Origin of the sequence: Neobacillus sp. 19 (assembly GCF_049463095.1) — a bacterium.
Lineage (GTDB): Bacteria > Bacillota > Bacilli > Bacillales > Cytobacillaceae > Neobacillus.
The window spans coordinates 1-11,242 of the sequence record NZ_JBMPZU010000060.1 but is presented as its reverse complement, the minus strand read 5'-3'; the positions used below and the strand labels follow the sequence as shown (position 1 = coordinate 11,242).

The window sequence follows — 11,242 nt, the reverse complement described above, 5'->3', positions numbered from 1 at the left end:
TAGGTCTCTGCCAATCTACCTAAGTACCTTCCGACTTCTCCCCATAGGCGATTTTGAATAACTAGTGAAAAGGACCTGAGCCGTCCCTATGGCTTTCTGTTATAATGAGCAATATATCAAAATAACATCAAGGGAGAGGCATATATGAATTACATAAGTAACTTGCTTATAGAATTTGAAATAGATCCCACCATTGCTGGGTATCTTTCTACTATGATAATGATTCTTTTTATCTGGCTGATCTGTGTTGCAGCACATTTTATCACAAGAAAAGTAGTCATCAGGGGTGATCGCTCATATTGTGAAAAATAACAAATTCACGTGGGATAAAATACTCTTGGAACGAAGGGTATTCCATAAGTTATCTCATTTTGTTCCTGCCATCATAATCTATTTTTTTTCATCAACCTTTCCAAGCTATCAGAATTTGATAGAAAATAGTGCCATTGCCTATCTCATCATTGTGGGTTTATTGGTGATGAGCAGCTTATTAAATGCGATTAATGATATTTATCAAACCTATGAAATATCTAAGATTAAGCCAATCAAAGGGTATATTCAGGTAATTAATATTATTGTTATAACATTTGGAGTAATACTGGTGATTGCGAACTTGATTGGTAAGAGTCCACTTGGTTTTCTAGCGGATTGGTGCGCTTTCCGCTGTACTGATGTTGGTTTTTAAAGATTCGTTATTAGGACTTGTTGCAGGGATTCAATTGGCTTCCAATGATATGGTTCGGGTGGGAGACTGGATTGAAATGCCGAAATACGGGCAAATGGAGATATCATTGATATTTCTTTAAATACCGTAAAGGTACAAAATTTTGACAAAACGATTACCATGATTCCAAGCTATGCGATGATATCCGATTCCTTTATAAATTGGCGAGGGATGCAAACCTCTGGAGGGCGCCGGATTAAGCGATCATTATTTATTGATACAACTAGCATTTCATTTTGTACCGAGGAAATGATGAAGAAATTTTATACAATCAATCTTCTTTCGGACTATATGAATGATCGGGAACTTGAAATTGAAGAGTTCAATAGGAAGAACGATATTGATCGCAGCAATCCGGTGAATGGAAGGGCTCTGACCAATATCGGTGTCTTTCGGGCGTATATCAGCAATTACATCCAACACCATCCTGGAATCAATCAAGAAATGAGCTTAATGGTTAGACAATTAGAACCAACAGAACATGGGCTGCCACTCGAAATCTATGCATTTTCAAATGATATCCGATGGGCAGTATATGAATCGGTACAAGCTGACATCTTTGACCATCTTTTCGCTGTAGCACAAGAGTTTGAACTTCGCTTATTCCAGAATCCATCTGGGCATGATTTGAAGTCGATTGTGGATGAGTCGAAGAGGGAAGTAATGAAAATTAGGGGTTAGGTTTGTATTTTTTGTAGATTCAATAATAAAGTGTAAACCTAGCGTTAGTTCAATGGAAACCATGAATAAATATAGAATAAACGGTGTTAACGAAAAGGATGCGGTGGGGAAGGGGAGTATTAAAATGATTGTTGATTGCCATTTTCATGTGGACGAAACCATGTTGACACTAGAGAAAATGATAGAGGGTATGGATAAAAATGATGTAACAAAAACAGCTCTCATTGCACCCATGAACGAAACAATGTTTGAAGAGGAAAGCAATTATCAAGATCATTTACAACGCTTATTTCGCTTTCTAATTCTATATACTCCTCAAATTGGATTTAAAATTTATGATGGTCTAGTAAAGGATGGCTATTTGAAACTTTACGGCAAATCATACAAGATCTTTACCAAGCCAAGCAATGATATTGTTGCTGCTGCCATTGATCGATTCCCAGACCGGTTCCTTGGCTGGGCAGCAGTGAACCCACTGAACCCCGGTTCAGTGGAAGAAGTAGAATTATACCTAAATAAACCAGGTTTTATTGGAGTGAAAGCACATCCCTTCATGCATGGTTATAGTATTAAGGCACTTGATCCCGTTGCTGCAATGTGTGAAACAAAAGGCATTCCTATGATTATTCATCTATCATCAGAACGTGACTCCTATAAATATTTACCTGAAAATTACCCTAAACTTAAATTAATTTATGCTCACGCCGGTATTCCCTTTTGGAAAAAATTATGGCAATACATTAAGGATCAGCCAAATGTATTTATTGACACATCTAGTGATTATCTTACTCCATCTATAGTAAAGAAGGCAGTGGAATCTTTAGGATATCGTAAAATCCTTTATGGCTGCGATGGACCCTATGGAATGAAAAATTTTAATAAATATGACTATTCGGCAAAGAAAGGGTGGATTGATTCCCTTCAAATTTCTGATAACCAAAAGGAATGTATTCTTGGAAAAAACTTTTTAGAAATAATTGATTAATTCAGGAAAATAAGTGCTAGACACTAACCAGAAAACTGGAAGGTGCCTAGTACTTTTTTTATTAGGGTATCACTAAATATTGAAAAACTTTCAGGAGAGAAGGAACGGGAACATTTTATCTCTTAACTCCTCGGTGGAAAGGGCATTTAGATAATGAAGTATCGTCATCTCGAAGAAAATATTGTTTCCACTCAAAATTATCCTCTGAGCCATAGCTGTTCAAATCAGGGTGGATCGGAGCGGAGTCATAGTTTGCCAGCCTTTTGCGAACCTGTGCTTTAATAGTTTGGGCAAATTTCTGTGATTTGTTAAACTCCTGAAGAACCCAACGTGGGGTAATGGCGAGCAGCATCACCTCAAAATGCCTGCTTCTTCGATTCACATGCGCTGGGGTGGCACAGTACATAAAATACTTTTCCCCCTGATAGCAAAATTCCCAAATCGGATCATGTGGGTCAGTAGGGATATCCTGTGGCCAATCAAAACAGTCTATAGCACATAGCCCAGAAAGATGACGCCAAAATAATTGTTCGTAATCTTCAACTTTATAAGCTTCTTTCATATCCTCAGGCGTTTCATAAAAAACAATCAGCGATGTATAATGGCCAAAATCCCTTGAAACTTCCGTAAAATTGCTAACTAACTCTGCGAGTTCGTGAATGGTGGAAGCTTCCCTCGGATCTCCAATAAAACCGTAGCACAACTGACTTAGAGAGAACCCTATCGTGGCTGGGATACAGGGAAATGGTATTTCTTTATCACTTAATTTAATGGAGAATTTCTCTAAGGCATTTTTTTCCCACTCTTTTAGTTGACTTCTAAGCGAAGGATCATTCATATATAGTCCTTTCATTATTGGCACCTCCAATAGTTAGTGCATTATATTCGAATGACCTGACGGACGGTTCCTCCGGTTTTTTTTGACTTCCTATAATTAGATGACTCAAAGTTTATTAATCAAAAGGGAATACTCGAACCGTCCCCATGGTCTTTGGTCTTCATCCATGCGAATGACCCCATCCACACGGAAATCATTTGGGGTAATTGAATCTGGTAGAAAAGGACTAGTATTGTGCGAATTTTCAATCGGAAATACATCTAAATCCCCTCAAAAAACCCACGCGATTTGAATAGAAGACGAATTTTCCGAAATTCGTAAATAAATATCGCCTTATATCCTTCGTTTTTTGCAAATAAAACCCCAATGGTTGAATTTTCCTAATATTACTATAATAGTAGGTGTAAACTGCATTAATAGAAAGGGAGGTTCTATATATTACAAATTTAATAGAAAGCAGGGAGATTATGAAGAGGAAAACATTTAGGAAACAGGCGGCAGCCATTACGCTATCTGCCGGTTTACTCCTATCGTCGGCAAACTTCATCCACACACCAAAAGTATCTGCAACAGGCTTTAAAACGGAGAACATTCTTTCTTCCCTTACACCGCAGCAAAGAACAGCCTTAAAGCAACTCGAATTAACTGATCGCATCGGTCTGCAAGGATTCAGCAAAGAGGAATTGAACAGCGATAAAGAGTTAGAAGTAATCGTTCAGTTCCGCTCGAAGCCCGGAAAAATTGCCGTTCTGGATGCTGAAGTAAAGGGGAAGAAGCTTTCACCAAAACAAGCCAGTGAACGGGTAACAAAGGATCATGAAAAATTTAAAGAAGATATCAAAAAGATGCTTCCGGCCAGCAATTTGAAAAATAAAAAAGGGAATCATCAAATCACTGCTGAATATGAAACGGTTTATAATGGGGTCGCAATGAAGCTGCCGGCCAATCAAGTGGAAAGTCTCTTGAAATCCGATGTGGTAAAAGCGGTATACAAAAATGAAACCTTTAAAGTGGACCCGATTCCATTAGGTGATAAAAACGGAGGCACCCCTGGGACTTCGGTAGAAAGTTTATCCTATTTAAAGGTGGACAAGCTTCATCAGGAAGGACTAACGGGCAAAGGCATCAAAGTGGGGGTAATCGATACAGGAATTGATTACAACCATCCGGATTTGAAGCCGGTTTATAAAGGCGGTTACGACTTCGTTGATGATGATAATGACCCGATGGAAGCCACCTATAACAACTGGCAAGAAAGTGGAGGACCAGAATTCATTGGGGATTCAACTTATTATACTTCACACGGAACCCATGTCGCCGGAACAATAGCCGGGCAGGGAACGAATAAAGAGATTTCCGTTGAAGGTGTGGCGCCGGGTGTCGATTTATATGGATACCGTGTTCTCGGACCTTATGGCAGTGGCGGTTCTGATGATGTCATTGCCGGGATTGAAAAAGCGGTTGAAGATGGCATGGATGTCATCAATCTTTCGCTTGGGACAATGATAAATGACCCATATTTTCCGACTAGCACTGCTGTCAATTTTGCCGTCTTAAGCGGAGTTACTACGGTTGTCGCTGCAGGGAATGCTGGTCCCGGAGAATATACGGTAGGTTCCCCTGGTACAGCCGCACTTGCCTTAACGGTTGGAGCGAGCGATGTACCCATGACGGCTACTACTTTCAAAGGAAACATAGGGACAGAAACGGCCTTTGAACTCGTTAGTATGGCCCGCAACTATACCGATAAATTAAAAGATCTGGATGGAAAATCCTATCAGGTTGTCGATGTCGGGTTAGGAAACAGTACCGACTATCTTGGGAAAGAGGTGCAAGGAAAGATCGCCCTTGTTGCTCGCGGCGAATTTGCTTTGGCGGAGAAAGTGACCAATGCAAAAAAGGCAGGTGCTGCAGCGGTTCTCCTTTATAACAATGTAGATGGAAAAATGGATGCGAATCTTGGTGAATCAACCTCATATATACCAACCTTTTCGGTAACGAAGGCTGAAGGAGAAAAGGTAAAGGCACAGCTAAATGCCGGGCAAACAACTGTTACTTTTTCAGGCTATGGGGAAATTCAATCAGAAGGCAACCGTCTTGCAGACTTTAGTTCGAGGGGGCCGGTAAGACAAACGTACGGGATGAAACCGGAAGTAATCGCACCGGGTGTGAGCGTCCTCTCAACTGTTCCATTCTATATGGCTGACCCGAAAGATCAAGAAAACTATCAATTTGCCTACTCCCGTTATTCTGGAACGTCCATGGCAACGCCATTTACAGCAGGTGTAGCCGCGATCATGCTGCAGGCAAATTCAAAATTAAAACCGGAAGATATTAAAACGGTATTGATGAATACATCCGATCCACTTAATGGGGACTACAGTGTTTTTGAAGTGGGAGCAGGGAGAATTAATCCATATAAGGCCGTGCACAACGGTGCAAGTTTCCAAATTATCGATAAAACACACATTTCGGGTGCGGAGGATGTAGCGGAAGTGAAGGCATTAACCGGCGGGCTAAGCTTTGACCACGAACTGACCGATGAAAACCTACACATTACCAAATCTATTAAAATAACAAACCATGAAAAAACGAAGAAATCATTCTCTGTGGCTATTACCGAAGGAAAAGGTTCCAACAGCTTAAAGGAAAATGGCATGGCGATTATCATGTCCAATAAAGTGAATCTAAAGGGAAATGAAGAACAAAAAGTGGCCGTAAGCCTCCGTGTCCATAAAAAGGCAAAAGAAGGCTATTATACAGGGTATATGACGTTCACCAATACGGCGAATTCTGCTGAGCAGTATAGAATACCATTTACCTTCCGTTTGCTGAAAGAAGGATTTAATCATATGACGATTGATAATCCAGTCCTTTCACCGGATCATTTAAATGAACTGGATTGGGATCCAAGCAGAAATCGGATAGTAGTAAACCGGTTTAATGTAAGTGCACCAATGGATAAAATGGATGTTATCTTGCAGGATGAAAATGGAAACGACCTTGGTCTAGTTGGCACTCTTGACCTTAGAAATGTTGTTGATAATATCAACTATTTTGTAAGAATCTTTAATGGAACCTACTATAAATTTACCGGGAATGCCAAAAAACCGATTGCTTCAGACAGCAGCTATGCAAAAGAAGGCCACTACAAATTAAAAATGATTACAACAGGCCTATCCGGAAAAACATTTACGGATACAAAGCATATATGGATTTATCTCAATCAGCCTAGTTTTACAAGTTCATTGGATGGTGACTCACCATTTATTGAATATAAGCCAGGACAGCAAACGTACCCATTTGACATTCAAATCACCGATCCCTTTGTGGATGAGTTGAAGAAATATGGCGTAAATTACGATCAAACATCGAACTTTATGATTTATTATTGGGGCTATTATGGTTTCCCATCTGCTCCAATTTCTATGGATAAAAACGGGAAATTCGTTGAGGAAATTCTTATGGACGAATCTATTCCTGCCCTTCCTTTCGGTATGGATGGCTATAATGCCGCAGGAAATAAGGTAATAAAGAATTACTACTTTGTTAAAGAAGGAACAGCGGTTACGTATCCAACAAGTGAAACCACCGAGGCAAAAACCGATGATCTCATAAAAGTAAACTTAGTGTTGGATAACCTTAACGATGTATCCAAAGCCGAATGGACCTTTAGTGACTTTTTGGACCTCCCAACATTGGAAATTGTCGAGGCCAGCCTCACTAAACCTTTTGCAGAGAAAGCAGCGCTTGCTGTTAATGGTAAGAAAGTATCTGTTCAATTTAATGAGCCTAGCGGGGTATTAGACAAGCAAGCAGTAGTCGAGATTACGTTCAAAGTTTTGGGAGAAGAATTCTACTCACTGGGGTACACCGACCCGACTGTTGTCGTAACCGATGCAAATAATAAAAAAATTAATGTCCTCCATGCACCTTACAGACTAAAAATAAACCCGCAATTTTCAAGAGTAGAGGGTTACGTCAGTCCAGAGGCATTCTTTATCGGTGATCCATTCAACAACGGATACCTAGCCAGTAAAGATTGGTCCAAGGTCGGAGGATCAGTGAAACTGATTCATCCGAGCGGTAAGGTGTTCGATGCAACGTCTTCCATAGAGAATAGTGGACTTTATGTAATGGATAAACTACTGATGGCCAAGGATCCGTATACGATTGAAATGACCGTTCCAGGCCATTTCTTTACCAGAAGTAACATCCAGCTTGGCTATGAGCGCAACGGTATCTTATATGGGAATTATCTGCTGGCAGAACCGGATCTTCTCATTGCCGGTGATGTGAATCAAGACGGCACCATTGATGTCCTCGACGCACTTGCGATTCAAAAAGCGTGGAAAACCAATGATCGGGCCGCAGATATCAACTTTAACGGGAAAGTAGATGCCACGGATCTGTCATTTGTACAGAAGAATTATCTCAAACAAAACGAAGATGTAGAAAATGCTCCTGAGCCAAAGAAAAGTCATAACGGAAAAACATTAGAAATGATTTTGGCTGATTTAGGGATCCAGCCATAACAAACGATAAATAAAAGGGTCAGGACCCAAGCATGCTAAAGCGGTAGCATATTGGGGGTCTGACCCTTTTTCTTTTTTCTAACCTTGCACTGGCGGGTGGTGTGACAAACATAGTTCAAAAGAAAACCGTCCCTCTAAAAATTGTAGGTTTGGAGGAAGAATCTTTGTCCTTATTATTTTAATAAAGGGAACACAAGGCGTGGAGGTAAATGGTTTTAGCCAAGCTTTAAGTACTTATTTAGAAACCTGAGTACACGGCGTGTATACTCATTTTTATGCAAGCGGTACGAATGAATGTGCTCGCAATCTTTTGTCAGCCACAATTCTTTATGGTTTTTGGAGGAGATCGATTGAAATAATTTTTCGCTCTCGGCATAAGGAATAGCTTTATCTGTCTTACTATGGATGAGGAAGAAGGATTTTCCTTTCGTATTTTTCACATGATTGATGGGCGACACTTCTGTGGGGTTAATTTTGAGGAGCTTGCGCATGGAATGATAAACAATCGGCGTAAATGGCCGTTTTGGCAGCTTGGTCCAATAGGAGAGATTTTCTTTCAGAAAAGGTTCTAAATCACAAAAGGGACTGTCGGCAATGATGGCGGAAACAGCAGGGTGTTCACATCCAGCAATAAGCGCAGTGGCAGCTCCCATGCTCCAGCCAAGGAGAGCAACTTTTTCCTGATGTTTTTCCTGAACCGCATAATCAATCGCTGAATACAAATCGTGTCTTTCAAAATATCCAATCCCCGTGGTTTTTCCCTTCGATTTCCCTGCATTGCGAAAATCAAACATCAGTACATTATAGCCCTGTTCTGATAGAATTTTAACAAGCTTCAGTCCTTCAATCCTTTCCATGGCACGTTCATTCATGTAACCGTGTGCTGTGATGATCGTTTTACTGCTTCTCTTTGAAACGGATGGAATCCACCAGCCAGACAGTTTTACTTGATCTTTCCGGCTGAAAAATTCAATCTCTTCGAATGCAAGACCATATTCCCCTGGATTTTTTGTCGTCTTTGCCGGAAAGGGATGAGTTAAATACAAACCGATCCCTAATGGGGCAAGAAAAAATAAAGCGGGTGCTGCCAAAAGCGGTTTCCACAGGGACTTACCTGGTTTACTTGATTCCTCATTCTTTTCCTCACCCAACAGGAACTCCTCCTTTCCGTTTGAAGTCATCGGTACATTATCATATGTAAGTCACCACAAAAACGGAAAATTATAAAGTCCCATTTTTTAAAATATAGGTGGGAAGATTTAGTGTGCGTTTTGAATGGCAGAAAAGCAGAAAAAATAGAGGCGGTCACTTTTTCTGTTCTAAGAATGCAAGAAAGGGATAGTGAAGAAATTCTAAGAAACAGGATCGATAGGAGATGTAATGATGGGGAAGCAATGCTCATGGTGGGTCAGCTAGTCAAGAACGAAGAAAAATCTATCCAGGCGTGGTGAAAAAGGAATGTAGGGATGGTTTCGTGCACAAACATATGTGTTTGCCATGGGCAAATTTTTTATTTTCGACGAACGGGTGATTGTAGAGGGACAGCAGGAGCTGTTAGATGAACTAATGAAGTACCGATTGTAGTATATCCAGCATGAGGGACCCGTTGAATGGTTCCAGACCCAGTACCAATTTGTAAAACCCCAGCATTGGCAATGATGCCAATCTTTAAAAAGTTTATATCAAATGTTTGTTTAATATGTCTATCCATGTCATTCACCTCTTTATACTATATGATCAAAACGTGAAAAAATTTCCGATTATAAAGTCATCGGGTCTGGTGTGTCAAACCCCGGTGAACTAACGCTTTAAAGTATCGGAGGTCTGACGATTTTTATCCGTCATTTCATAATCGAAACAAAAAAATAATCCACCCTTTGAGTGAGCTCAGGTGGATCATTCTTTACCCTTATTGTTGTTTATGATAGGGGAGTGTTTTTTCAACTTTTTCAACTTGTTTATAGATTTCTCCCATATCCTTAAGGTCTTTTTTATAGCTATATGTTTTCAGTTTCTTGTTTTCTACGATCATTTTCCCATTAACGATGACATCTTTTACATTTTGCGGTCCCGCTGAATATGCCAACGTGGCATAGGGATCATAAGTTGGGAACGTATTTGGTTCATGTACATCAACAATAATAATATCGGCAAATTTACCAACTTCAAGAGAGCCGATTTTTTTATCCAGCCCAAGTGCTTTCGCACCGCCAATTGTTGCAAGTTGGACGACCTTACTAGGAGGCATTAAACTTTGATCTTTGTTGACTAGTTTATGAATTCGTGCGGCGTATCCCATGGTTCCAAAGACATCCATTGTGTTTGAACTCATTGGTCCGTCCGTTCCTAAGCCCATCTTTATTCCTGCTTTATCAATCTTAATCGCAGGAGCAACACCGGTAGCCCCTTTTGTATTCGCAATTGGATTATGAGCAATCGTAGCTCCTCTTTTTTTAATGATTGCAATGTCTTCATCATCGATATGAATAGCATGTGCAAGCATCGTATTTTCATCTAGGATCCCTAGAGAATCTAAGTATTTAATGACGGATTCATACGTTTGTCCATATTTACTAGCGACTCTTTGTGCTTCATCCGCAAATTCTGCTGCATGAAGGGCAAAGGGGACATGATATTTATTCGCCAATGCTTTGGATGCCTTTAACATTTCCGGACTAACCGTATAGGGAGCATGCGCGACAACCGATGGTGTGATTAATTCATTGTTTTGAAATTGTTTAATAAAGTCTTCAGCATATTTAAGGCCGCCGTATGGTTCGGGTGCATCGACAACTGGAAACCCAATAACGGTTTCTCCAAGAACTCCTCGAATACCAATCTTTTCAGTTGCTTTTGCTACCTCATCCTCGTGGTAGTACATATCCGCATAGGTAGTCACACCTCCCATTGCCATTTCAATGGCTCCGTGAATCGATGCTTTATAAATAAGATCTCTTGAAAGAAGTTTTTCTTCAAGCGGAAAAAACACTTCAAATAACCGATTGCCTACGCCCTCTTCACCAATGCTCCTAAACGCAACCATCGGAACATGATTATGAGTATTAATCATTCCAGGCATGACAATATTTCCATCGGCATTGATCACCTTAGATGCGTTATATTGCTCGCTAAGTTTTTCGTCACCAACGGCGATAATTTTTTTGTCTTTGATGACCACTGTCCCTTTTGGGAAAACATCCTTTTTTTCATTTATCGTGAGGATGTATCCGTTTTTAATCACAATATCCGCTTTATCTCTTGCTGCTTCCACCCGATTCCCTGCGCTTACAGCACTTAAGGTTCCAAGTAGTAAAAATACAATGAAAATGATAACCGGAAATTTACGCTTCATTTTTTTCCTCCATTTAAGTAATTTACTTACAAAAAATGTGTAACCCTTTGTATTATCTTCAAATAAAAAAATTACATTCCAATTGGGTTCTGGTGGTCTTTTTTACCTAATTTAAAGCTAGGAGAAG

General features: G+C 40.0%; 7 protein-coding genes and 1 pseudogene. 4 read left to right on the top strand and 4 right to left on the bottom strand.

The annotated features are described in order from the left end of the window. Nucleotides 1-144 precede the first annotated feature (144 nt). Nucleotides 145-1,405: pseudogene (locus tag ACO1D1_RS20155) on the top strand (mechanosensitive ion channel family protein). A gap of 52 nt (nucleotides 1,406-1,457) precedes the next feature. After that, nucleotides 1,458-2,390, top strand: coding sequence for an amidohydrolase family protein (locus ACO1D1_RS20150; RefSeq protein ID WP_423336860.1), 933 nt, complete (start codon nucleotides 1,458-1,460; stop codon nucleotides 2,388-2,390). A 115-nt stretch (nucleotides 2,391-2,505) separates the two neighbouring features. On the opposite strand, the gene ACO1D1_RS20145 is transcribed toward ACO1D1_RS20150, so the two are convergent. Then, nucleotides 2,506-3,243, bottom strand: coding sequence for a YqcI/YcgG family protein (locus ACO1D1_RS20145; RefSeq protein ID WP_423336859.1), 738 nt, complete (start codon nucleotides 3,241-3,243; stop codon nucleotides 2,506-2,508). A 452-nt stretch (nucleotides 3,244-3,695) separates the two neighbouring features. On the opposite strand from ACO1D1_RS20145, the gene ACO1D1_RS20140 reads away from it, so the two are divergent. Continuing rightward, complete coding sequence (locus ACO1D1_RS20140; protein ID WP_423336858.1) at nucleotides 3,696-7,763, top strand: S8 family serine peptidase; 4,068 nt, start codon at nucleotides 3,696-3,698, stop codon at nucleotides 7,761-7,763. Nucleotides 7,764-7,978: 215 nt separating this feature from the next. Here ACO1D1_RS20140 and ACO1D1_RS20135 read toward each other — a convergent pair whose 3' ends face one another. Then, the gene (locus tag ACO1D1_RS20135; RefSeq protein ID WP_423336857.1) at nucleotides 7,979-8,914 is read right to left on the bottom strand and encodes an alpha/beta hydrolase; all 936 of its coding nucleotides are present in this window, start codon (nucleotides 8,912-8,914) and stop codon (nucleotides 7,979-7,981) included. Between the two features lie 111 nt (nucleotides 8,915-9,025). Between ACO1D1_RS20135 and ACO1D1_RS20130 the strand changes: the two genes are divergently transcribed. Then, a complete protein-coding gene (locus ACO1D1_RS20130; protein WP_423336856.1) occupies nucleotides 9,026-9,214 on the top strand; it encodes a hypothetical protein in 189 nt (62 codons plus the stop codon). 59 nt (nucleotides 9,215-9,273) lie between these two features. Here ACO1D1_RS20130 and ACO1D1_RS20125 read toward each other — a convergent pair whose 3' ends face one another. Then, on the bottom strand, nucleotides 9,274-9,474 hold the full coding sequence (locus tag ACO1D1_RS20125; protein WP_423336855.1) for a spore germination protein GerPB: 201 nt from the start codon (nucleotides 9,472-9,474) through the stop codon (nucleotides 9,274-9,276). A 198-nt stretch (nucleotides 9,475-9,672) separates the two neighbouring features. Then, nucleotides 9,673-11,115 carry an amidohydrolase family protein gene (locus ACO1D1_RS20120; RefSeq protein WP_423336854.1) on the bottom strand — a complete coding sequence of 481 codons (1,443 nt, stop codon included), beginning with the start codon at nucleotides 11,113-11,115 and terminating at the stop codon, nucleotides 9,673-9,675. Nucleotides 11,116-11,242: the final 127 nt, after the last annotated feature.

Coding starts and splice junctions, on each gene's coding strand:
- ACO1D1_RS20150 (WP_423336860.1), top strand. CDS start 1,458: ATGGAAACCATGAATAAATATAGAATAAACGGTGTTAACGAAAAGGAT.
- ACO1D1_RS20145 (WP_423336859.1), bottom strand. CDS start 3,243: ATGAAAGGACTATATATGAATGATCCTTCGCTTAGAAGTCAACTAAAA.
- ACO1D1_RS20140 (WP_423336858.1), top strand. CDS start 3,696: ATGAAGAGGAAAACATTTAGGAAACAGGCGGCAGCCATTACGCTATCT.
- ACO1D1_RS20125 (WP_423336855.1), bottom strand. CDS start 9,474: ATGGATAGACATATTAAACAAACATTTGATATAAACTTTTTAAAGATT.
- ACO1D1_RS20120 (WP_423336854.1), bottom strand. CDS start 11,115: ATGAAGCGTAAATTTCCGGTTATCATTTTCATTGTATTTTTACTACTT.